Annotated in this window: 20 protein-coding genes; 9 read left to right on the forward strand and 11 right to left on the reverse strand. The window is 55.6% G+C overall.

Annotation, left to right across the window (positions count from 1 at the left end; all coding sequences use genetic code 11):
• Positions 1 to 36: 36 nt before the first annotated feature.
• From metH to rocD, 3 genes are all read right to left on the reverse strand, one after another.
• Positions 37 to 3,795, reverse strand: a complete 3,759-nt coding sequence (gene metH / locus H7U06_RS00455; protein WP_175624274.1) for a methionine synthase — start codon at positions 3,793 to 3,795, stop codon at positions 37 to 39.
• Between the two features lie 195 nt (positions 3,796 to 3,990).
• Entirely contained in the window at positions 3,991 to 4,866 is an 876-nt protein-coding gene (locus tag H7U06_RS00460) for a dimethylarginine dimethylaminohydrolase family protein (protein WP_175624275.1), read from the reverse strand.
• Complete coding sequence (gene rocD, locus H7U06_RS00465) at positions 4,863 to 6,089, reverse strand: ornithine--oxo-acid transaminase (protein ID WP_175624276.1); 1,227 nt, start codon at positions 6,087 to 6,089, stop codon at positions 4,863 to 4,865. Before rocD ends, H7U06_RS00460 begins: the two co-directional genes overlap by 4 nt.
• Before the next feature lie 131 nt (positions 6,090 to 6,220).
• Between rocD and H7U06_RS00470 the strand changes: the two genes are divergently transcribed.
• Positions 6,221 to 6,688, forward strand: coding sequence for an Lrp/AsnC family transcriptional regulator (locus H7U06_RS00470; protein WP_175624277.1), 468 nt, complete (start codon positions 6,221 to 6,223; stop codon positions 6,686 to 6,688).
• 3 nt (positions 6,689 to 6,691) lie between these two features.
• Here the strand turns inward: H7U06_RS00470 and H7U06_RS00475 are convergent, their stop codons facing one another.
• The 3 genes from H7U06_RS00475 to def all read right to left on the reverse strand — a co-directional run bounded on the left by H7U06_RS00475 (position 6,692) and on the right by def (position 8,731).
• Positions 6,692 to 7,105, reverse strand: a complete 414-nt coding sequence (locus H7U06_RS00475) for a COG3650 family protein (protein WP_175624278.1) — start codon at positions 7,103 to 7,105, stop codon at positions 6,692 to 6,694.
• Positions 7,106 to 7,147: 42 nt separating this feature from the next.
• On the reverse strand, positions 7,148 to 8,098 hold the full coding sequence (fmt, locus tag H7U06_RS00480; protein ID WP_175624279.1) for a methionyl-tRNA formyltransferase: 951 nt from the start codon (positions 8,096 to 8,098) through the stop codon (positions 7,148 to 7,150).
• 96 nt (positions 8,099 to 8,194) lie between these two features.
• On the reverse strand, positions 8,195 to 8,731 hold the full coding sequence (def, locus tag H7U06_RS00485) for a peptide deformylase (RefSeq protein WP_175624280.1): 537 nt from the start codon (positions 8,729 to 8,731) through the stop codon (positions 8,195 to 8,197).
• 177 nt (positions 8,732 to 8,908) lie between these two features.
• Here def and H7U06_RS00490 point away from each other — a divergent pair, with 177 nt between their 5' ends.
• From H7U06_RS00490 to H7U06_RS00515, 6 genes are all read left to right on the forward strand, one after another.
• Entirely contained in the window at positions 8,909 to 10,009 is a 1,101-nt protein-coding gene (locus H7U06_RS00490; protein WP_175624281.1) for a LysM peptidoglycan-binding domain-containing protein, read from the forward strand.
• 19 nt (positions 10,010 to 10,028) lie between these two features.
• On the forward strand, positions 10,029 to 11,147 hold the full coding sequence (gene dprA / locus H7U06_RS00495) for a DNA-processing protein DprA (RefSeq protein WP_175624282.1): 1,119 nt from the start codon (positions 10,029 to 10,031) through the stop codon (positions 11,145 to 11,147).
• Positions 11,148 to 11,373: 226 nt separating this feature from the next.
• The gene (locus H7U06_RS00500; RefSeq protein WP_011979366.1) at positions 11,374 to 11,850 is read left to right on the forward strand and encodes a DUF494 family protein; all 477 of its coding nucleotides are present in this window, start codon (positions 11,374 to 11,376) and stop codon (positions 11,848 to 11,850) included.
• A 226-nt stretch (positions 11,851 to 12,076) separates the two neighbouring features.
• The gene (locus H7U06_RS00505) at positions 12,077 to 14,710 is read left to right on the forward strand and encodes a DNA topoisomerase III (protein ID WP_175624283.1); all 2,634 of its coding nucleotides are present in this window, start codon (positions 12,077 to 12,079) and stop codon (positions 14,708 to 14,710) included.
• A 120-nt stretch (positions 14,711 to 14,830) separates the two neighbouring features.
• A complete protein-coding gene (locus H7U06_RS00510) occupies positions 14,831 to 15,175 on the forward strand; it encodes a DUF4870 domain-containing protein (RefSeq protein ID WP_175624284.1) in 345 nt (114 codons plus the stop codon).
• Between the two features lie 73 nt (positions 15,176 to 15,248).
• Positions 15,249 to 15,827, forward strand: coding sequence for a peroxiredoxin (locus H7U06_RS00515; protein WP_175624285.1), 579 nt, complete (start codon positions 15,249 to 15,251; stop codon positions 15,825 to 15,827).
• Here H7U06_RS00515 and H7U06_RS00520 read toward each other — a convergent pair whose 3' ends face one another.
• The 5 genes from H7U06_RS00520 to H7U06_RS00540 all read right to left on the reverse strand — a co-directional run bounded on the left by H7U06_RS00520 (position 15,828) and on the right by H7U06_RS00540 (position 21,148).
• Positions 15,828 to 16,322 (reverse strand): methylated-DNA--[protein]-cysteine S-methyltransferase, encoded by a 495-nt coding sequence (locus H7U06_RS00520; protein ID WP_175624286.1) that lies wholly within the window; start codon positions 16,320 to 16,322, stop codon positions 15,828 to 15,830.
• 28 nt (positions 16,323 to 16,350) lie between these two features.
• A complete protein-coding gene (locus H7U06_RS00525) occupies positions 16,351 to 17,853 on the reverse strand; it encodes a DNA-3-methyladenine glycosylase 2 (RefSeq protein ID WP_175624287.1) in 1,503 nt (500 codons plus the stop codon).
• A 99-nt stretch (positions 17,854 to 17,952) separates the two neighbouring features.
• A complete protein-coding gene (locus tag H7U06_RS00530; protein WP_175624288.1) occupies positions 17,953 to 18,420 on the reverse strand; it encodes a hypothetical protein in 468 nt (155 codons plus the stop codon).
• A 63-nt stretch (positions 18,421 to 18,483) separates the two neighbouring features.
• A complete protein-coding gene (locus H7U06_RS00535; RefSeq protein ID WP_175624289.1) occupies positions 18,484 to 18,735 on the reverse strand; it encodes a DUF1289 domain-containing protein in 252 nt (83 codons plus the stop codon).
• A 91-nt stretch (positions 18,736 to 18,826) separates the two neighbouring features.
• Positions 18,827 to 21,148 carry an FdhF/YdeP family oxidoreductase gene (locus tag H7U06_RS00540; protein WP_254873099.1) on the reverse strand — a complete coding sequence of 774 codons (2,322 nt, stop codon included), beginning with the start codon at positions 21,146 to 21,148 and terminating at the stop codon, positions 18,827 to 18,829.
• Between the two features lie 282 nt (positions 21,149 to 21,430).
• On the opposite strand from H7U06_RS00540, the gene H7U06_RS00545 reads away from it, so the two are divergent.
• Both H7U06_RS00545 and H7U06_RS00550 read left to right on the forward strand, forming a co-directional pair.
• Entirely contained in the window at positions 21,431 to 22,903 is a 1,473-nt protein-coding gene (locus H7U06_RS00545) for a PLP-dependent aminotransferase family protein (protein WP_175624291.1), read from the forward strand.
• 168 nt (positions 22,904 to 23,071) lie between these two features.
• Complete coding sequence (locus H7U06_RS00550) at positions 23,072 to 23,353, forward strand: helix-turn-helix domain-containing protein (protein WP_175624292.1); 282 nt, start codon at positions 23,072 to 23,074, stop codon at positions 23,351 to 23,353.
• Positions 23,354 to 23,356: the final 3 nt, after the last annotated feature.

A 23,356-nucleotide genomic window follows, 5' to 3' on the forward strand; every position in this document is an offset into this window, starting at 1 on the left:
ACGGGTTTAAACCGTTTCAGCCAGCGACGGTCTGCATCAGGACAGGTTAGGTGCGAGCCAGCGCTCTACATCTTCTTTCGCTACACCGCGACGTTGCGCCATATCGCTGACCTGGTCGTCACCTATCTTGCCGACCACAAAGTACTTCGCTTCCGGATGTGCAAAGTAGAAACCCGATACCGCGGCGCCCGGGAACATCGCGTAGGAGTCGGTCAGCATCATGCCTATCTCTTCTGCCTGCAAGGTGTCGAACATTTCCCTCTTGACGGTGTGTTCAGGGCAAGCAGGATAACCAGGAGCAGGGCGGATACCGCTGTACTCTTCCTTGATCAGCGCTTCATTCGCCAATTTTTCATCCGGCGCATAACCCCACAAGTCTTTACGCACACGTTCGTGCAAATGCTCGGCAAAGGCTTCCGCCAGACGGTCCGCCAGCGACTTCAGCATGATGGATGAATAGTCGTCATGCGCATCTTCGAAACGTTTTTCATACTTCTCGATACCCAGGCCAGCGGTCACCGCAAACAAACCAATGTAGTCGGCAACACCGGATGACTTGGGCGCAATGAAATCAGCCAGACACTGGTTGGGGCGTGCGACACCATCGATCACCGGCTTCACGGTTTGCTGGCGCACACCATAGTAGGTGAACGCAACTTGTGTGCGGGTCTCATCGGTATAGATTTCGATATCGTCGTCATTCACTGAATTGGCCGGCAACAGTGCAATCACACCATTCGCCTGCAACCAGCGACCTTCGATGACTTTCTTCAGCAAGGCCTGGCCTTCGGCAAATACCTTGGTCGCCGCCTCGCCCACCACTTCATCCTTCAGGATGGCCGGATACGGACCCGCCAGATCCCAGGTCTGGAAGAACGGGCCCCAGTCTATGTACTGCGCGATGGTCGCCAGATCCACATTTTTGAAGACACGACGGCCGATGAATTTTGGTTTGACCGGTGCAAACTTACCGGTGAATTCCAGCTTCATCTTGTTCGCACGCGCTTGTTCCAGCGTCAGCATAGGCACGGCTTTTTTATTGGCGTGTTGTTCGCGTATGCGTTCGTAATCCGCTGCGATCTCGGCGATATAGGCGTCACGCTGTTCCGGTGTCAGCAACGATTGCGCAACCGAGACCGAACGCGAGGCATCCGGCACATACACAACCGGGCCGTCATAGTTGTGTGCGATCTTGACCGCAGTATGTGCGCGGCTGGTGGTTGCACCACCGATCAGCAAAGGCATCTTCAAACCACGGAAATATTCGTCGCGCTGCATTTCTTTCGCGACATAAGCCATCTCTTCCAGTGACGGTGTGATCAGGCCGGAGAGACCGATGATGTCGGCGTTCTCTTCCTTGGCCTTGGCCAGGATTTCGGAGCACGGCACCATCACGCCCATGTTCACGACTTCAAAGTTATTACATTGCAGCACGACCGACACAATGTTTTTGCCGATATCGTGCACATCGCCCTTGACGGTCGCGATGACGATCTTGCCTTTTGGTTTGCTGACGATGCCGGTCTGTTCCTGCAGCAAACGCTTTTCTTCTTCGATGAACGGAATCAGATGCGCGACCGCCTGCTTCATCACGCGCGCCGATTTCACCACCTGCGGCAAGAACATCTTGCCCTGCCCGAACAGGTCGCCGACGATGTTCATGCCATCCATCAGCGGACCTTCGATCACATGAATAGGACGACCGCCATTCGTCAACAATTGCTGACGCGCTTCTTCGGTGTCTTCCACGATCCATTGCGTAATGCCCTGTACCAGCGCATGTGCGAGGCGCTCCTGCACGGTACCGTTACGCCATTCCAGCGTGGCTTCTTCCTTCTTGTCACCAGCCTTCAGCGTCGCCGCAATTTCAATCATGCGTTCGGTCGCATCTTCGCGGCGATTCAGCACCACATCTTCGACACGTTCGCGCAATTCTGCCGGCAAGTTGTCATAGACGCCGACCATACCTGCATTGACGATACCCATCGTCATGCCGGCCTTGATCGCGTGATACAGGAACACTGTGTGTATCGCTTCACGTGCCGGATCGTTACCGCGGAAGCTGAAACTGACGTTGGATACACCGCCACTGATTTTTGCGTGCGGCAGGTTTTCCTTGATCCAGCGTACCGAGTTGATGAAATCAACTGCATAGTTATTGTGTTCTTCGATACCGGTCGCGATCGCGAAAATGTTCGGATCAAAGATGATGTCTTCCGGCGGGAAATCCACTTCATTCACCAGCAGCCAATATGCTCGTTCGCAGATTTCTATCTTGCGCTCAAAAGTATCGGCCTGACCGCGTTCATCAAACGCCATGACGATGACCGCGGCACCGTAGCGACGGCACAGCTTGGCTTCATGCAGGAATTTCTCTTCGCCTTCCTTCATCGAAATCGAGTTGACGATGGCTTTGCCCTGCACGCATTTCAAACCCGCTTCGATCACCGACCATTTCGACGAGTCGATCATGATAGGCACGCGTGCGATATCCGGTTCAGAGGCGACCAGGTTCAGGAAACGCGACATCGCAGCCTGCGAATCCAGCATCGCTTCATCCATATTGATATCGATGATTTGCGCGCCGTTCTCAACCTGCTGGCGTGCGACTGCCAAGGCTTCATCGTATTGCTCGTTGATGATGAGGCGTGCGAATGCTTTCGAGCCGGTGACATTGGTACGTTCACCGACGTTGACGAACAAGGACTGGTCATCAATGATAAAAGGCTCGAGGCCGGACAGCTTCAGGGTCGGCTCTACCGTCGGGATCACGCGTGGCGCGATGGTCTTCACAGTCTCGGCGATCGCCTTGATATGGTCAGGTGTAGTACCGCAGCAACCACCGGCTACGTTGACGAAACCACTCTCCGCGAAATCTTTCAGCAACGATGAGGTCACATCCGGCGTTTCATCGAAGCCGGTATCGCTCATAGGATTAGGCAAACCCGCATTCGGATAGATACAAACATAAGTGTCCGCTATCTTCGATAACTCTTCCGCATACGGACGCATCAGCGCCGCACCGAGTGCGCAGTTCAGACCGACCGTCAGCGGCTTCGCATGGCGAATGGAATGCCAGAACGCAGGCACAGTCTGGCCGGACAGGATACGGCCCGAAGCATCGGTCACCGTACCGGAAATCATGATGGGCAAACGCTTGCCGGATTCTTCGAAGAACTGGTCGATCGCAAACAATGCAGCCTTGCAGTTCAGCGTATCGAAAATGGTTTCGACCAGCAGCACGTCAGCACCGCCTTCGACCAGACCACGGGTCTGATCCAGATACGCAGCAACCAGTTGATCAAAGGTGACGTTACGCGCAGCAGGATCGTTCACATCAGGTGAAATCGACGCAGTCTTCGGTGTAGGTCCGAGTGCACCCGCGACAAAGCGCGGCTTGTCCGGTGTCGAATACTTGTCGCAGGCAGCACGCGCCAGGCGCGCTGAAGCCACGTTCATTTCATAGGCCAGATGACCCATGTGGTAATCGTCTTGCGCAACGGTGGTCGCACCGAAGGTATTCGATTCGATCAGGTCGGCACCGGCGGCCAGGTATTGTTCATGGATCTGGCTGATGACGTCCGGACGTGTCAGCGACAGCAATTCATTATTGCCTTTGACGAACAGCTCCTTGCCCGGCACCGCGAAGTCAGCGAAACGCGTACCGCGATAATCCGCTTCCGTCAGCTTGTATTGCTGAATCATGGTTCCCATCGCGCCATCCAGGATCAGGATGCGGCGCGCCATCAGGTCGCGCAGGAGAACTTCGGTAGGGCAGAGTGCGTCGCGTTTCATCTTTAATTCTTTATCTATTCGTTATCGGTTCAGCCACATAAAGACAAAAACCCGGACACAGGCTGCGCCGGGTTGTACGTGTATGAAAACTAAGGACAAATTATACGCCAAAGCCCCGCTCCCCAGTCGCTTCCGGGGCTAGCTGCCATGCTTTACTTGGCATTTCCGCAACAGGCCGTATGGGCTACGGGAGGACTAAAGGGCAGCAGTTGCCTCCACTACGTGGCCAGAGCCGGAATGCAAAGTACGTGGCTCGTTCATTTTAAGGGTCAGGCATTTAGCCGCGCCACCTGCCTTCATGAACTCGGTCAGCGCAATTTGCTGCACGGTGTAGCCCCAGCGTTCCAGTTGCGCACACAGGGCTGGTGAAGCCTGGTTCAGGAATACATGTTTACCACTGTTGACTGCGTTGCAAGCAAAGCTGAGTGCATCCTGCTGCGTCACTGCATAACGTTTGTGCGCAGGAACACGCGCCGCGATGCGCTCTTGCGCAGCAGCATCAAACGCGCCGGGGTAGTACAACAGATAACCGCCCTGCAAAGGACAGAAGCAGGTGTCCAGATGATAGAAGCGCGGATCGGCCAGCTTCAGCGGCTGCACCTCTATCTCCAGCATGTCGGCAATGACAGCAGCACAGCCTATATCCGAGCGATGGCCATGACCCAGCCACAAGAGTTCACTGCCACGATCCAGCAAGGCATCACCCGCACCTTCGAATGGCAAACTCGCAGGCATGCGCAACACCTGCAAACCGCGCGCCGCAAACCAGGCCGCGAAGTGCGCTTCTTCCGCTTGCCGCTCCACATGCTTGAACGCTGACAAAATCACTTTATCGTCGAGTACCAGTCCGCCGTTTGCAGTGAACACCATATCCGGCACGCCGGCTGCAGACGGCATGCAGTCGACCCGCGCCACGCTGCGCAGCGCGTGCACCAGTTCCTGCCATTGTCCCTGCGCCGTCAGACGATCGCCATGTGCGACATTGCCTTCCATCCAGGGATTGATGATGTAAGCGACTTCGAAGTGCTCAGGTGCGCACATCAGGAAGGTATCCTGCGTGATTGTTGTCATGTGCAAACCTCCATATGTGTGGTCGGAAACGTTGCGAATACGTACTCGATGATGTGCAAGGCAGCATCGACCTCATCCGCGCTGATAATCAGTGGCGGAGCGAAGCGCACCACGGTGTGATGCGTTTCTTTCGATAGGACGCCGTTCTCCATCAGGCGTTCACAAAAAGTACGCGCCGAGATCAAATCGGGATCCAGTTCCAGTCCTATCAACAACCCCTTGCCGCGCACACTGCGCACTGCCGGATGCCGTATCGCACGCAAACCTGCGCGCAACTGCTGACCGCGCAGCTCCGCCGCCTCTATCAATTCGCCATCGCGCAATAACGACAAGGCCGCGTAAGCAACCGCCGCGGACAAAGCATTCCCACCGAAGGTGCTGCCATGGTCGCCAGGCGTAAACACATCCATCACATCGCTGCGCGCGAGGAAAGCCGAGACTGGCAACAGCCCACCGCCAAGTGCCTTGCCGAGGATCAGGCCATCCGGCCGTATGCCTTCATGGTCGCAAGCCAGCAAACGCCCGCTGCGACCCAGCCCGGTTTGCACTTCATCGCAAATCAGCAAGACATTACGACGCGTACAGATCTCGCGGCATTGCGCGAGGTAGCCATCCGGCGGCACGATGATGCCGCCTTCGCCCTGTATCGGCTCAACCAGAAAAGCTGCGGTGCGTGATGTGATCGCTGCTTCCAGTGCCGCTGCATCGCCATAAGGAATAATCACGAAGCCACCGTCGAACGGGCCGAAACCGTCGCGATATTGCGCTTCCGAAGAAAAGCCGACGATGGTGGTGCTGCGTCCGGCAAAATTACCGGCACAGACAATAATTTGCGCCTGTTGATCCGGCACGCCCTTGACCTGATAGGCCCATTTGCGTGCCGCTTTCAATGAGGTCTCGACCGCCTCGGTACCGCTGTTCATGGGCAGCGCCTTGGCCATACCCGTCATCTCGCACAGCAGTTGCAGGAACTTGCCTAGCTGATCGCTGTAGAAGGCACGTGAGGTCACAGCCAATTGCCCGGCCTGATGCGTAAGTGCAGTGACCAGTGCCGGATGGCTATGGCCAAAACTGACGGCAGAGTAGGCCGACATCATGTCCATATAGCGCTTGCCGTCTTCATCCCATAACCAGACGCCGCGTCCCCTGCTTAATACCACCGGCAGCGGTGCGTAGTTATGTGCGCAGTAGCGATCTTCGAGTGCAATGCGTGGGCTGCTCACGATGGCCTCCTCAAGGAAACAGGACGGGGCAATGACGACTACATGGTAAGGCTTATTTAGTGAAATATTTCTGCGTTTTTGAACGCAAATTAGGTATAAAGTGAACGTATCTTGCACGCAAGGAGGGATTTATGGAGAAATTCGACCGTTATGATCGTATCCTGCTGCAAACCCTGCAAAACAAGGGGCGCGCTTCCAATGTGGAGCTATCCGAGCAGGTGAACCTGTCGCCGCCGCAATGCTATCGACGCGTGCAAAGGCTGGAACAGGAAGGGGTGATACGCGGCTATAGCGCGCAAGTTGATGCAGCAGCACTCGGGCTGGGCGTGACAGCTTTCGTGAACCTCAACATCGCGCGTGAGCAATTCAAGCAAGTGCGCGAACTGGAAAAGGCGATCCGGCAATTTCCGGAAATCCTCGAGTGTTACACCATCTCCGGTGACTTCGATTATTTGCTGAAGGTGGTGGCGGTGGATCTCAAGTCACTGTCGTCTTTCCTGACCGACCGGCTGATGCAAGTACCCGGCGTCGCTGGTGTACGCTCGATGGTGTGCCTGGAAGAGATCAAACCCGCCAGCCCTTTACCGCTGCCGGATTAACTCTTACTCCATCAAGCGACCGCGTTCGCCGCAACCTTGCAGTTTGCGCTCGCCTATCGTGACCTCAGCCGTCCACGGATATTGAGCGCCCGACATATTGTCGATACAGACTTGCTGCAGCATGCGGATCTCGATAGTCGTATGTTCGTTGCGGGCTTTGTAAGTACGCGTGCTGTCCTCGTTTCCGAATTCCGAATACGGAAAGTATTCAGCTGTTTCACCCAGGCTCTCGAAACGTACCTTGCCGGAGTCTGCAGTGAATTTCCAGAATGGCTCATTGCCATGCGCCCACCAGATCACCACATTCGCCATCAGGAGGTTGCGTTCCGGCGCAGATTCCGGCGTTCTCTCCTTGATGGCATCCGGACTTTGGCAGGCTGCCAGGAATAACGTCAATAAGATCAGACCACGTCGCATCGCATAGCTCCAGTCTTTGCAGATCAAACAGAGTGTATGAACTTACTGGAAGCGCTTGTCTTCCAGCGTAAAACCTTTGAGGAACTCAACTGCCGACAAACGTTTGCCGCCCGGTTTCTGCAGCTCGGTGACACGCAAGGCGCCATCGCCACAGGCAACGATGACACCATCATGCGGATTGGCTGCGATCACCTGCCCAGGTGGCAATTGATTCGATGCCGGCACAGCTTGCGCATGCCAGAACTTGATGAGGGTACCGTCGCAGGTCGCAGCAGCTCCGGGGAAGGGATTGAAGGCGCGTATCTTACGCGCCAGTTGCTCCGCGGGTTGCGTGAAATCCAGCGTCGCTTCCTCTTTCAAAATCTTCGCCGCATAGTTCGCGCCATCCGGCTGCGGCACCGCATGCAAATCGCCTTGCTCCATCTCGCGCAAAGTCTGCACAATCATCTCACCACCCAGCGTCGCCAACTTGTCATGCAGGCTGGCAGTCGTGTCATCAACTGCAATCGGCAAGCGTTGCATCGCCAGCATAGGTCCGGTATCCAGCCCCAGCTCCATCTTCATGATGGTGACGCCGGTTTCTGCATCGCCACTTTCTATCGCACGATGGATAGGCGCAGCACCGCGCCAGCGCGGTAGCAGGGAGGCGTGGATGTTAATGCAACCACGTGGTGGAATATCGAGTATCGATTGCGGCAGGATCAGGCCATAAGCCGCCACTACCATCACATCATGCGGCGTGGCCTTGAGCAGTGCGTGTGCTTCTGCTGCCACCTCGGGATATTTGCCATCCAGGCGCAGGGAGACTGGTTGCGCCACCGGAATGTCATGCGCCAGCGCAAATTGCTTGACCGCGGATGCGTGCAATTGCATGCCGCGACCGGCAGGGCGATCCGGCTGTGTGAGCACCAGCGGGATTTCAAAGCCTGCAGCGTGCAAAGCCTTAAGGGCGACTGCCGCGAATTCCGGCGTGCCGGCAAAAATGATTTTCATGGGATGGATTGTAGTACGGGCAGCGCCGGATGCGAACCCGGGCGTACCTAATGATATTAACGAGGGGAACTGCAGGCCCGATGGGCCTGCCAGTGATCAGCGCTGTGCAACGCGCTGTTTATTGGCGCGGTTCAACTCGCGCTCTTCCTTGATCATCTTGGCTTTGATGCGATTGCGCTTGAGCGGCGACAGGTATTCGACAAAAACCTTGCCCTTGAGGTGATCCATTTCGTGCTGGATACACACTGCCAACAAGCCATCTGCCTGCAACTCGAAGGGCTGGCCGTCCGCATCAAAAGCCCGCACTTTGACTTCGGCATGACGCTCGACGCCATCGTAGACGCCAGGTACCGACAGGCAACCTTCGTCGTAAACCTTCATTTCCGGGCTGGCCCAGATGATTTCCGGATTGATGTAGGCGCGCAGTTCGGTACGGGATTCCGAGGTATCGATCACGATGACCTGTTCATGCACGTCGACTTGCGAAGCGGCCAGGCCCACGCCCGGCGCGTCGTACATGGTCTCTGCCATGTCTGCGACCAGGGTTTTGATGCGTTCATCGAACACGGTGACTGGCTTCGCAACTTTATGCAGCCGTGGATCGGGATAACGCAAGATATTTAATATGGACATACGTGCTTTTGCGCAACATGGCGACTGGTTGAGAGCGTGGTTCTTCTTGCTACTTCAATGATTTATGTGCAGAATTTGATTCAATTTGGCAAGTTTTTTGACGAATTCCTTGATTCGTTATTAACATGCAGCAGCGCGGTAATGGCGTCACAATTGGTCAAGCTCACCGGACAAACCATGAAAAATTTTAGCACAGCTGCACTCTTCCTAGCATTTGTCTCAGCCGTCATACCCGTCAGCGCACTTTCCCAAACAGCAACAAACAGCACTCCGGGCACTGCCCGTTGCGCTTTCTTGCCAAATGCACCAGATCAGCACGTGGTAGTACGCGGCGATACCTTGTGGGACATTTCTGGAAAATTCCTGCAGCGGCCGTGGTGCTGGCCACAGGTCTGGGACATGAATCGTGACCAGATACGCAATCCGCACTGGATCTATCCTGGCCAAATCGTCTATTTCGACCGGGTTGCCGGCAAACTGCGCCTCGGCAAAGGCGTAGGCACAGACAATAGTGGTGCGCCTACCGTGCGCCTGTCGCCGCAAGTTCGTTCGACCGACGCGGCATCGGATGCCATCACCACCGTCTCCTTCAAATCAATAGAACAATTCCTGACCAAACCGCTGATAGTGGAGCTGAACGAGCTGAAGGATGCACCACGCATAGTCGCCACACAGGAAGGCCACGTCTTCCTGGCGAATGGCGACAAAGCTTATGTACGCGGCGACCTGCAAGGCAAAACCAGTTTTGAAGCCTTCCGCCCGGGCAAGCCACTCAAAGACCCGGTCACCAAGCAAATCATCGGCTATGAAGCCATGTACCTCGGCACACTCAAGGTGCAACGCGTCAGCAAGATCGATACCGAACCGCATACGCTGACTGTACTGACAGCGAAAGAAGAAATGGGCGTCGGCGACCGCCTGGTCCCGACCGAACCGACACCGTTCATCAATTACGCGCCACATGTACCGGCACAACAAACTGATGCGCGCATCATCTCGGTCTATGGCGGCGTATCGCAAGCCGGACAAAACCAAATCGTCGCCATCAATCGCGGCAGCAAGGATGGCATCGATATCGGTACCGTACTGGATCTGCGCCGCCTCGGTATGATGGTACCGGACCGTACCACCGGCAATGGCCGCGGCCTGATCAAGCTGCCGGATGAGCAATACGGCGAGCTCTTCATCTTCCGCGTATTCAATGGCATTTCCTACGGCCTGGTGATGCAGGTGCAGGATACGGTGCAAGTCGGCGACATCGCCACCTCACCGGAATAAACCACAGGACACGCCACGCATGCCCGCCCCGGACGATCTCGCAGACTGGCTCAGGCTGGAGCAGACGCCCGGTGTCGGAGCCGAAACCGCACGCAAGCTGCTATCAGTATTCGGCCTGCCGCATAACATCTTCAACAGCAGCCTCGCCGCACTGCAGGACATCACCGGCAGTCGCATCGCCCATATACTGCTGGCACCACCGTCCGACACCATACTGGCGCAGATAGCACGCACCCAGGAATGGGCAGCGCATAGCGAGAACCACGTCTATACACTGGGCGATCCGGATTATCCGAAGGCACTACTGGAGATCCACGATCCGCCCATCCTGCTATATGCCAAAGGTCGCGTTGATCTACTTTCCCAACCTTCATTCGCCATCGTCGGCAGTCGCAACGCCAGCGCACAAGGCAACAGCAACGCCGAGCAATTCGCCGCTGCACTCAGCAACTCCGGCCTGACCATTATTTCCGGTCTCGCGCTCGGCATAGATACCGCCGCACATCAGGGTGCACTACAGGCACTCTCACAAAACCCGCAAGCTGGTTCCACCCTCGCCGTCATCGGCACCGGCGCCGACATCGTCTACCCGGCACGCAATCGCAAACTTGCGCACCAGATCGCCGAACATGGCTGCATCCTCAGTGAATATCCACTCGGCATGCCGGCGATCGCTTCCAACTTCCCGCGCCGCAATCGCATCATCAGCGGACTCGCTCGCGGCGTGCTGGTAGTCGAAGCCGCCTTGCAATCCGGCTCATTGATTACCGCGCGCATGGCGGCAGAGCAGGGCCGCGACATGTTTGCCATACCCGGCTCGATACACTCACCGCTAGCCAAGGGTTGTCACCTGTTAATCAAGCAGGGTGCGAAGCTGGTGGAGTCAGCACAGGACATACTGGAAGAACTGGAATATGCAAATGCGCCTGTGCCGCAACGTTCCATTTGCGAACCACCGGACGACGACGCACCTTACGCGCACGTGTTGCAGCATATGGGCTACGACGCGGTAGATGCCGATACGCTGGCGCAACGTTGCCAGCTCGACATGGCAGAATTGCACGCCCACCTGCTGGCGCTGGAGCTGGACGGACACGCGGAAATGCTGCCGGGCGGATGGTATCGCCGCATTGCCTGAACGATATCTACGATTTCAATTTGTTATCAGTCACTAACAAAAAATTCGTCCGCTATAGTCAGCATCATTTTTAATGGTATGCTTGTCCTCAGTAAGCGCTGTTTTTGATCTGCCGCTGTCGTAACACCTCTTTGTAGTGTGTGTTGTGTAAAGAGCGTGATTCATACGCATCCGATCCTGACGGCACCAAATGGTGACGTCTTAACCCAAGCGCTACGGTGAAGCCATGTTTGACGTCCTAGTCTATCTGTACGAAACCTATTACCGGCCTGATGCCTGCCCGGACTCAGAGGCGCTGGTAAAGAAACTATCCGCTATCGGCTTTGAAGAAGAAGAGATCGCGAAGGCTCTCGGTTGGCTGACTGCGCTGGCTGAGACCACCAACGAACTCTCCGACTCCTATCCGCATCAGACGGCGTTCTCCTTCGGCATCCGCATCTACGCAACGCAGGAAATGGATGTGCTGGGCACACCTGCGGTCGGCTTCATCCAATTCCTCGAATCGGCCAAGCTGATCAATCCGGTGCAACGCGAGATCGTCATCGAACGCGCACTGGCAGCCGGTGAATCGCCGATCTCTCTCGAAAAGCTGAAAGTCATCGTGCTCATGGTGTTGTGGAGCCAGGGCAAGGAACCGGATGGCCTGATTTTCGATGAGCTCTTCGTTGACGACGAAGATGCACCACCACGGATGTTGCACTAAGCTGCAGGCCGAGCAGGCATGTCCACCCACACCGGACATGCCTCTTCAACAACATCTGTTTTGTCTCCCGCTTGCGGATTTCCCAGCAACGCGCTTATCATTGGCCGCTTGACGGCTATGCAATTATTATATTAGGCGGCTTTTTCATGGGAAATTGCCTCTGCGATATGCTGCAAGCCGTGTACCGCACATTAAGAGATGTGCCACTTTCGAGACCCTATTTACTATGACAAAGACCCTCATCATTGCCGAGAAGCCATCCGTCGCGAACGATATCGCGAAGACGCTCGGCGGCTTTACCAAGCACGATGAGTACTTTGAATCCGACGAATACGTCCTTTCCTCCGCGGTCGGCCATCTGGTCGAAATCACCGTCCCGGAAGAATATGACGTCAAACGCGGCAAATGGACCTTCACCCATTTGCCGATGATTCCGCCGCATTTCGCACTCAATCCCATCGCCAAGACTGAATCACGCCTGAAAGTGCTGAACAAGCTCATCAAGCGCAAGGATGTCACCGGCCTCATCAACGCATGTGACGCCGGGCGCGAAGGGGAATTGATTTTCCGCCTGATTGCGCAATACACGAAGGCCAAGCAACCGATCAAGCGCCTGTGGTTACAGTCGATGACACCGGCCGCGATTCGTGAAGCGTTCAAAAACCTGCGCAGCGATGAAGAAATGCTGCCGCTGGCCGATGCCGCCCGCTGCCGCAGCGAAGCTGACTGGCTGATCGGTATCAACGGTACCCGCGCCATGACCGCTTTCAACTCGAAAGAAGGCGGCTTCTACCTGACCACCGTTGGCCGCGTCCAAACACCAACGCTGTCCATCGTGGTGGAGCGCGAAGAAAAGATTAAGAAGTTCGTCCCACGTGATTACTGGGAAGTGCGCGCGGAGTTCATCTGCGCTGCCGGTATCTACCAGGGTCGCTGGCTGGACACCGCCTTCAAGAAGGATGAAACCGATCCGGAACGTCGCGCCGAGCGCCTGTGGAGCAAGGCTGCGGCCGAATCCATCGTTGCCGCCTGCCGCGGCAAACAAGGCAATGTCACCGAAGAGTCGAAACCGACCACCTCGATGGCACCGGCCCTGTTCGACCTGACCAGCCTGCAACGTGAAGCCAATGCGCGCTTCGGCTTCTCCGCCAAAAACACGCTGGGCCTGGCGCAGGCATTGTATGAAAAGCACAAGGTCCTGACTTACCCGCGTACTGATTCGCGCCACCTGCCGGAAGATTACCTGCCGACCGTGTTGCAGACGCTGGACGTGATTGCAGAAAACAATAACTACCATCAGTTCGCGAAACAAATCACGGACAACAAATGGGTCAAGCCGAACAAACGGATTTTCGACAACACGAAAATCAGTGATCACTTTGCGATCATCCCGACCACCCAAGCACCGAAGAATTTGTCGGAGCCGGAACAAAAACTGTACGACCTGGTGACACGTCGCTTCATGGCGATCTTCTTCCCGGCCGCAGAGTTCCAGGTCACCACACGCTTTACCGAAGTCTCCGGCCATCAGTTCAAAACTGAAGGCAAAGTCATGACCAATCCGGGCTGGCTCGCGGTCTACGGCAAAGAAGTCATCGACGAAAAAGATCCGGAAAACAGCGGCACGCTGGTACCGGTCGCCAAAGGCGAGAAAGTCAAAACCGAATCGGTGGTTGCCAACGGCCTCGTCACCAAACCGCCAGCACGCTACTCTGAAGCGACGCTGCTGTCGGCAATGGAAGGCGCAGGCAAGTTGATCGACAACGACGGCTTGCGCGATGCAATGGCGGGCAAAGGCCTGGGCACACCAGCAACGCGCGCGGCCATCATCGAAGGTTTGCTGAACGAAAAATACTTGCTGCGCGAAGGCCGGGAAATGATCCCGACCGCGAAGGCATTCCAGTTGATGACCTTGTTGCGTGGCCTCGGCGTGAATGAACTGACCGCACCGGAATTGACCGGTGAATGGGAATACAAGCTGTCGGAGATGGAACGCGGCAAAATCAGCCGTGAACAATTCATGCGTGAAATCGCGCAAATGACGCAAGTCATCGTCAAGCGCGCCAAGGAATACGACAACGACACCATCCCCGGCGATTACGCGACACTGAAAACGCCATGTCCGAATTGCGGCAGTGTAGTAAAAGAAAACTACCGTCGTTTCGCCTGTACCAAGTGCGAATTCTCGATGAGCAAAACGCCGGGCGGCCGTCAGTTTGAAATCGATGAAGTCGAAGAATTGCTGGCCAATAAAACGATAGGACCGCTGCAAGGCTTCCGTTCGAAAATGGGACGTCCATTCGCTGCTGTACTGAAAATTTCGCGCGACGAAGAAATCAAAAACTACAAACTGGAATTTGACTTCGGCCAGAACGACGACGATGAAAACGCGGAAGCAGTTGACTTCAGCGGCCAGACTTCACTCGGCCCATGCCCGAAATGCGCAGGCGGTGTCTACGAATTGCCACTGTCTTATGTCTGCGAAAACTCGGTAGCCAAACCGAAGACTTGTGATTTCCGCAGCGGCCGCATCATCCTGCAACAGGAAATTCTGCCGGAACAAATGAGCAAGCTGCTCAATGAAGGCAAGACCGATTTGTTGCCTGGCTTTGTCTCGCAACGTACACGTCGTGCGTTCAAGGCATACCTGGTACGCGGCAAGGATGGCAAAACCAGCTTTGAATTTGAACCGCGCAAGGAAAAAGCGCCAGCCAAAGGCAAGGCTGCAGCCAATGCAGACGACGCGGCAGACGCAACTGCAGAAGTAGCAGCCAAACCGGCGAAGAAGGCAGCGGCCAAACCCGCAGCCAAGAAAGCCGTAGCGAAAAAGAAAGCACCGGCAAAAAAAGCTGCGGCCTGATAAGGCAGCGTACAGCGCGTCGCTCCCCGATGCGCTGTACAATCTTTGCATCACAGGTAAGCGAACACGTATCACACGGCCTTGATCGTTAATCTTGTATCAGCTACCGAGGGGAATACCATGGATCAACTCGAACCACGCGTCCCAAGCAAAGACGAATGCAATATCGCGATGCTGGCCCACCTGCTCGGCATCTTTACCGGCTTCCTCGGCGCACTCATCATCTGGATCCTGAAGAAAGATGATTCCGCCTACATCTCCAACCAGTCCAAGGAAGCACTGAACTTCCAGATCACCATCACCATCGGTTTTGTCATCGCATGGGTGCTGGCCTTCATCCTGATCGGCTTCATCTTCATACCGGTGCTGCTGGTACTTAACCTGATCTTTTGCATTATCGCCGCGATGGCGGCATCCAAAGGCCAGGACTATCGCTATCCGCTGACACTGCGTCTGGTGCAATAAACTTCGCATTCATCTCCTGAAGGGCAGCGCAACTCGCAAGAGCGCTGCCCTTCATTTTTCTTATTACGACGCCATGGCTGACAATCTGCTCAACCCTCCCTCTGACCTGCCGGTACCACAAAATGACGGTGCCTGTGATCACCTGCGCGGCATGCAAGTGCCTGCCATCGGCTTGCGGGCAACATCGGGCGTAACCGTGAATCTGGCGCAAGAGGGTGCGCCATGGGTGGTGGTGTATTGCTATCCGCGCACCGGCAGACCCGGGCAGGAATTGCCCGGCGGAGCCGATGCATGGAATGCGATACCGGGTGCACGTGGCTGTTCGCCGCAGTCCTGCGCATATCGTGATCACTACAGCGAATTACAGGCGCTGGGGGCGACCGTGTACGGTTTGAGTACGCAAGACAGTGATTATCAAAAGGAAGCGACAGAGCGCCTGGAATTGCCGTTCCCGTTGCTCAGCGATGCACAGCTCGCGTTCGCTAACGCCTTGCGTTTGCCTACCTTCAGCTTTGCCGGACTGGACCTGATCAAACGGCTGACCCTGATCATCCGCGCCGGACGGATAGAAGAAGTGTTCTATCCGGTCTTCCCGTCCGACTCGGATGCCGGACATGTGGTGGCCTGGCTCAGCGCGCACCAGGACAAATAATCAATTAACAGCGACGCCTTCCAGCGCCAGCAGGAAGCGTTTGCGTTCCACGCCACCAGCGTAGCCGGTCACAGCACCGGACGAACCGATGACACGATGGCAGGGTACGATAATCGATACCGGATTCTTGCCTATCGCCGACCCCACTGCGCGCAAAGCCTTGGGGTTACCCAGCTTTTGCGCGTGCTGTGCATAGCTGACGCTGGCACCAAACGGAATTGCACTCAGTTCTTGCCACACCGAACGCTGGAAAGCAGTACCACTCATATCGAGCGCCACATCAAACTCGGTACGCTGACCGGAAAAATACTCATCCAGTTGCTGCGCCGTGGCCTGCAAATGCTTCCATGCCGGCGAAGCCGTTGACGCCTGTTGCCAGCCATCCTTGCCCTTGAAGTGCTTGTGCTCTTCAAAATAAATACCGCTCAGGCCTTGCTCCGTCGCTGCCAGCAACAGACGTCCGACCGGACTTGGGTGTTCTATATAAAAAATCATGATGCTTCCTTTGTCTCTATCGCTACGATCAGCTTAGTGAGTTCCACAACAACAGCGCGGTATACGCACGCCACGGTGACCAGTTAGCAGCACGCGCCAGCAACTCTTTCTCCGTCAGTCGCGCACCGCCTGCCACTTCCACCGCCGCCTTTTGCAAACCCAGGTCGCCAGCCGGGAAGGCATTTGGAAAGCGCAAGGCGCGCATCGCCACATACTGCGCCGTCCATTCGCCTATGCCGCGTACGGTTTTCAGGCTGGTCACGCATTCTTCCAGCGAGGCACCTGGTTTCATCTGCAAACCACCTTCCGCCGCAAACAGCGCCAGGCTTTGTATCGCCAGCGCACGGGCACCGGGCATACCCAGGCCAGCGATATCAGACACGCTGGCTTGTGCCAGTCTTTCCGCTGTCGGGAAGTGGCGGTTGATACCAATGAACGGCGTCTCGGCAGGCTCGCCAAAAGCATGCACCAGGCGTCCGGATACCGTGGTTGCGCCAGCCACACTCACTTGCTGCCCCAGCACCGCACGTATCGCCAGTTCAAAGGTATCGAAGGTGCCGGGCACGCGCATGCCCGGCACCGCCCTGATTTGCGCCGCCAACAATGGATCGGCAGACAGATGGGCGGCTATTACTTCCGGATTCGCATCGAGGTCGAACTGTTTGCGCACACGTGCCAGCATAGGCATCAATACGGGCGCAAGATTAGCGGGTAGCGATAATTCCAGTTGTTTGCGTGCGGGCAGATGCTTCACGCGCAACCAGCCAGCTACGCCATTCAGCATCACGCTGCGTGCGTAGGAGCGTGTACCGGGCGTTTCCTCGATTACCCCTTCGACACCGGGTATCGCACGTCCGGCCAGATAGTCCAGCATCGCTTCCCATGCATATGGCGGGCGGTAAGCAAGACGTAACGTAATCGCATCCTGCCCGTTTGCAGGCGTCACACCTGCGGCACGCCGTATGCTGGTCGGTGCCATGCCGTAGCGTGCCAGGAAGAGTGCATTGAAGCGGCGTATGCTGCCGAAGCCTGCCGCATAGGCCACATCACTCATGGCCAGGTTAGTTTCCTGCAGCAATTTCTTGGCGAATAACAAGCGTTGCGTCTGCGCCAGCTCAACCGGCGTCACGCCGAAATGTTCAAGCAAGACACGCCGCAGTTGTCGTGACGACAAACCCACCTCTGCCGACAATCTTTCCGTATCACCATCATTCAGCGCACCTGCCGCTATCCTTTGCCATACCGCATATGCCAGGTTTTGCTGCAAGGCGTAGGGTGCCAGCTCCGGCCTACAGCGCAGACAGGGACGAAAGCCCGCGGCCTCAGCCGCAGCGGCGGTGCTGAAGTAAGTACACGAAGATTCACGCGGAGTTTTAACCGAGCAGACAGGGCGGCAATAGATGCCGGTCGTTTTTATTCCAACAAAAAACACGCCATCGAAGCGCGCATCCTTGGCCGCCAATGCGCGATAGCAACTCGCCGGAACCAGCAGCGGCGTGTGTTTTGAAGAGTCGGGAGTGAGCGTATCCATGGCGTATTTATACGCGTCGGACGGGATAGCGTCTAGCCGTTTTCGGACAATATCCCCGGCAGGATATTTCCATGCGGCGGTGGCCGCATGGGGCAGGAATTACTTATCAGCGCCGGCCTGCTTTTGCATCTGGAAGGCCAGCGAGATATGGGCAAACTCGATCAGGATGTCCTGTGTGCCGCCATTGAAAGTGCTAAATGAATTACCGGTACGCACCACCAGTCGTGGCGGAAACAACCAGCTGAGAAAAGGGATGCCTATCATCTTCGCACTGCGTACATCGCGCCATTCGACCTGTCGGTTATACAACCAGGTTTGCGTGATGCCCTTGTCATCGATGGTGATGGTTGAGCGCAGGAACCAGTAATAGCTGACCACCAACATGACAGCTGCGCCAAACAACAGGACTTTGACACTCAGGCCATACTCCAGCAAAGGAAAGCGTCGCGTGATGTCGATCGCATAAACAAACAGGCTGATCGAAAAAACACTGGCCAAAATCTTGAACCACAAACTGTAGGCCGGGCCAGTGACGGTTTTTTCCGGCTTGTAAAAATTCATTGTCATATTATTACTGCTCGATTCATGGGCGTGGCGGCATCATCGCACATCTGCCCGCTACAGTCGAAATTAGCGTGCAGCGGGACCTCGCAACGCGGTCCGGCGCGCGATGATGTCGCGCCAGATTTGTCGTCTGCCGTCATCGTCTATCGCGCCCCAGACCGTGATCTCGTCTATGGTGCGCATACAGCCGCTGCAATAAGTTGTGCGCGGGTCGACCCGGCAGATGCCTATGCAGGGCGAGGGCAAAGACGTCGCATCGATATCGAGGTAAGAAATCAGGACGTCGAGATCTTCAGGGTGCGCAGGTTTTCGGCGCATGGGACGGATACCGGAGAATGACAGATAGCCGCAAGTATAAACGGCTGCCGACCACTAAGGGCGGGCAGCCGTCTGAATGATGCAATACCGCTTAGGCGGCGAGTGCGACCGGCATCGAAGGACGCAGCAAGACCGGTATCGATTTCGAGGTTGGCGTATTGCAGACATCGCCGACGCTATTGAGCGGCACCAGCGGATTGGTCTCCGGATAGTAGGCACCGATACAACCGCGTGGAATATCGTATTCCACCAGCAGGAAGCGATTCGCATGACGTTCTATGCCATCGTCCCACACGGTGCTCATATCCACCCATTCACCGGCCTTGTAGCCCAGCATCTGCAAATCTTCCGGATTGATAAAGACTACACGACGCTGACCGAAGACACCGCGATAACGATCATCCATCGCATAGATGGTCGTGTTGTACTGATCATGCGAACGGGTCGTCATCAATGTCATCAGCTGTGCACCGTGTTGCTGCTTGGCGCGGCGGATAGGCGTGTCTTGCTGGATGTTGTGCACGATGAAATTCGCTTTGCCGGTATCGGTCAGCCACTCACGTTCACGCGACGCCACACGCAGGTGGAAGCCACCTGGTTTCGCAATGCGTTCATTGTAGTTTTCAAAACCGTCGAGCACCTGCTCGATCGCATCACGCACCAGCGAGTAGTCAGCCGCATAAGCAAGCCAGTCGACTTTCTCCGAACCCAGTGTCGCATGTGCGATGTTGGCGACGATGGCGGTTTCCGACATCAGGTTTTTCGACGCTGGTGTGTTCATGCCGTAAGAGATGTGCACCATGCTCATCGAATCTTCCACCGTCACACCTTGCGCCACACCGTTTTGCTTGTCGATCTCGGTACGACCCAGCGTAGGCAGGATCAGTGCATCGGCACCATGTACCAGATGGCTGCGATTCAGTTTGGTGGTGATATGCACGGTCAGGTTGCACGAACGCAGCGCGTCAAAGGTACGCGGAGTATCCGGCGTCGCCATCACAAAGTTACCGCCCAGGCCGATGAATACTTTTACATGGCCTTCCAGCATTTCATGGATGGTTTCAACCACGTCGTAGCCGTGTTCGCGTGGTGGCTCGAAGTTGAATACTTTGCCCAGGCTGCTCAGGAATTCCTGCGATGGTTTTTCTTCGATGCCGACGGTGCGATTACCCTGTACATTCGAATGGCCACGCACCGGGCACAGGCCCGCGCCTTCGCGACCGATATTCCCGCGCATCATCATCAGGTTGGACAGCATGTGCACGGTCTGCACCGAGTTTTTGTGCTGGGTAATACCCATGCCCCAGGTTGCGATCACACGTTTGCCATTGACATAGATGCGGCTCAGTTTTTCGATATCGTCACGCGACACGCCGGACTCATCAACCAGCTCCTGCCAGTCCTGCATGCGCAAGTCGGCGGCGAAGGTGTCAAAACCTGCGCAGTGCTCTGCGATGAAGGCGGTATCCAATACGCGCTCGGTACCGAGTGCAAGCGCTTCGTCATCCAGCTCCAGCGTGCGTTTGGCCACGCCTTTGATCAAAGCGAAGTCACCACCCAGTTTGGGCTGGATGAAGGTCGAGGCAATCTTGGTGCTCGACAAGGTCAGCATTTCCACCACGCTTTGCGGATCGGCAAAACGTTCGAGCCCACGTTCACGCAAAGGATTGATGGAAACGATCACTGCACCACGCTTCGAGCATTCACGTAATTCACCCAGCATACGTGGATGATTGGTCGCAGGATTTTGACCAAAGATCAGCAACGTATCAGCATGTTCAAAGTCATCCAGCGTTACAGTACCTTTGCCGATGCCTACGGTAGATGGCAGGCCACGGCTGGTTGCTTCGTGACACATATTCGAACAGTCAGGGAAGTTGTTGGTGCCGAACATGCGCACAAACAATTGATACACGAAAGCCGCTTCATTACCGGCACGACCCGAAGTATAGAAAGCAGCCTGGTGCGGATTGTCCAGTTGATGCAGATGCGATGCGATCAGGTTATACGCATCAGCCCAGCTGACAGGCACGTACTTGTCAGTCTTGGCGTCATAGCGCATAGGGTCGGTCAGGCGACCGTGTTGCTCCAGCTCGTAGTCGGATTGCTCGAGCAGTGCTGCTACTGTGTTCTTTTCAAAGAAGGCAGGCGTCACACGTTTGCTGGTCGCTTCCGCAGCAACGGCCTTCACGCCATTTTCACAAAACTCAAATGTCGACGCATGCTGACGATCGGGCCAGGCACAGCCTGGGCAATCAAAACCTTCAGGCTGGTTTTGTTTGAACAGCGTACGATATTTACCGCCAGCGACTTTTTCCTTGATCATATTGATGGCGACATACTTCACCGCTCCCCAACCACCGGCCGGATGATCATAGGTTTCTATAGTGCCTTGCGACTTCGACTTTTCCACGTTTGCTTTCCTTTTCGCGGGCCCACCGCCATGCAGATAAGTCATGCATGATCACCTTGTGTGCCACGTACATGCAGCTTAGAACCGCTGTGATTTTGAAGAGCGTACACATTGAATGAAATAAAAAGAGTACAGTTTGAGTAGCGACAAATCTGTGCTTTATTCGGCGCGTTAAGGAAACGTAAATCCATCTGGAATGCCGCATAAACACTAGGATATTTTGCAAACGTATATGTCTCATTACAGGCGAAAAAATTAACATGACAAGCAGCAGGGGCATTTGTGAAGCTGTATGAAAAGCTGGCAAAAGATATTGAAGAGCTGATCGAGAACGGCGTGTTCCGACCAGGTGAACGCTTGCCGTCTATACGCCAGACCAGTCAGCATCACCGCCTCAGCATCACGACTGTCGTGCATGCATTCCTGCTGCTCGAAAGCAAAGGCGTGATCGAAAGTCATCCGCAATCCGGCTACTTCGTGCGCGTGCCGCCGCAATCGGCAAATGGCAAAGTGCCGCAGGAATTGCGCACTTCACAACCGCTGGCTATCTCGTCACAGGTTGACGTCAGTCATCTGGTGCTATCGACGCTGCGTTCGATCACCAACGATGCGGTACCGCTAGGCTCACCTTACCCCGACCCTAGTTTGTTCCCGTCAGAAAAAATCAATCGCTATGCATACGGCATCACCCGTCGACAAACCAAGTGGGGCGTCACCGATGCTTTACCGCCCGGCCATCCCGACCTGATACGGCAAATCGCCAGACGCTATCTGGAAAACGGCAGCGCTATCGATCCGAATGAAATCGTCGTTACTGTCGGCGCTACCGAAGCGATCAATCTTTGTCTGCAAGCGGTCGGCAAGGCCGGCGATATCGTCGCCGTTGAATCACCTACCTTCTATGCGATGTTGCACGCGATCGAACGTATGGGTATGCGTGCGATAGAAGTCGCTACTCATCCGCGTGAAGGTATAGACCTGGCAGCACTGGAAGAAATACTCGACCAGCATGAGATCGCCGCCTGCATGGTCATGCCCAACTTCCAGAACCCGCTCGGCTTCCAGATGCCGGATGAAAAGAAACGTGCGCTGGTCGAACTGATTACCAAGCGCCAGGTGCCTGTCATAGAGAACGATGTCTACAACGAGCTGTACTACGGTGACACGCATCCGACTTCACTCAAGTCCTACGACACCGAAGGTCTGGTCTTGCACTGCGCATCATTCTCGAAGAGTCTGACCTCTGCTTACCGCATAGGCTGGGCGATGCCGGGACGTTATCGCGACCAGGTAGAGAAACTGAAATTCCTGAACACGCTGACCACACCAACCATCCCGCAGCTGGCGATAGCCGAGTATCTGGAACATGACGGCTACGAACATCATCTGCGCCACATTCGCAAAATCTACGCGCAGCAAGCCAACATCATGCGCGCCGCAGTCAAGCGCTTCTTCCCGGAAGGCACGCAGACCTCGGAGCCCAAGGGCGGTTATGTGCTGTGGGTAGAGCTGCCACCGCAAGTCGATTCGATGAAGCTGTATGAGCTGGCCTTGCAGGCCGGCATCACCATCGGTCCCGGCTATATGTTCTCGACCACCAACGGTTATAACAACTTCATCCGCTTGAACTATAGCTATCCGTGGTCAGCCAGCATAGAAGATGCACTCAAAACGGTAGGCAAACTGGCCGGCGATTGCATACGGCAGGCAGAACGTGCGCTTGCTGCGCGCACGCGTGAAAACTATAATACTTAGAACTCATTTCATAAGTATCCGTGAGATGTGTTCTACATCAGTAACACGGCAGGTCAGATACTGCCGTGCGCATGACGCTCCACAGAGAGCGCAGCGGAGACGGGATGTCCAATACAATACAAGCAGGCCGGACATCAGCACTAGTGCATTAAAAGGAAGCCTCTCATCATGGCGAACGCAACAGCGCAACACGAGGACGATCTGGATCCGATCAAAGTCACCATCCTGCGGCATTTATGGGAAGCGTCGCAAGAGAGTGATGGTAAAGCGTGGTCGCTGGCCAAACTCAGCAAGCGCACATGCGTACCCATGAGCACCTTGCGCCGTACGCTGAGCGAATTTGAAGATGCTGGCATCGTTGAAGTGACGAATCATGAAGACGGTCGCATCTTTGCGGCACTCAATGACACCGGCATAGAAATCTTCCCCACGCTGTTCAGCACGCAATAGACA

Source organism: Herminiimonas sp. Marseille-P9896 (assembly GCF_903993245.1).
Lineage (GTDB): Bacteria > Pseudomonadota > Gammaproteobacteria > Burkholderiales > Burkholderiaceae_D > Oxalicibacterium > Oxalicibacterium contaminans.